Genomic DNA, 559 nt, shown 5'->3' with positions numbered 1-559 from the left:
CCTTATTATATTCAGGCGTTAAACCAGTTGAGTGAGGAGCAAAAGGAACTCTATACTGTCGCACCATACTACTTAAAGCTACGATACGTCTATCGTCAGTTTAATTTAAAACTCGAGGACATCAAGTCCTATGGACTGATTGAATCGCCAGTTGACTTAAGTCGCATTCATGCCTCACCTCGATTATTAGGTGAGATTTTGACCTACCACGTTAATTACGGCCTTCCTGCACCTAAGGTTGCCGCATTAATCTACGACATACACGGAGTAAAGATTGGTAGACAGACGATATTAAACTACGCGGCAGCAGCAGGGGCTCAACTTTACACCCTTACTCAACACTACCCCTATGATCTTTCTGATCAGATCTGTGGAGACGAGACCTACATCCGTGTCGGGAAAAAATGGCACTATATCTGTTACTTCTTCGATGCAAAGAATAAAATCATCTTATCCCAAAGAGTGTCTGAAAAACGCAATACTGAATTAGCAATCAGGGCCATTCACGATGTGCTCGACCACTATATAGCTAGCGAAATCCCTGAGGATTTAAACCTCA

At 42.6% G+C, this 559-nt stretch carries 1 protein-coding gene; it reads left to right on the top strand.

Features of this window, described 5'->3' with window-relative positions:
* Nucleotides 1-27 precede the first annotated feature (27 nt).
* Nucleotides 28-559, top strand: a 532-nt coding sequence (locus ACYQ4S_RS12185) for a DDE-type integrase/transposase/recombinase (protein WP_459771430.1), incomplete at its 3' end; no start/stop codon positions are given.

It is taken from the genome of Alkalibacterium sp. s-m-28 (genome assembly GCF_054658175.1).
The sequence above is the reverse complement of the archived record's forward strand: the minus strand, read 5'-3'. Positions and strand labels throughout refer to the sequence as shown.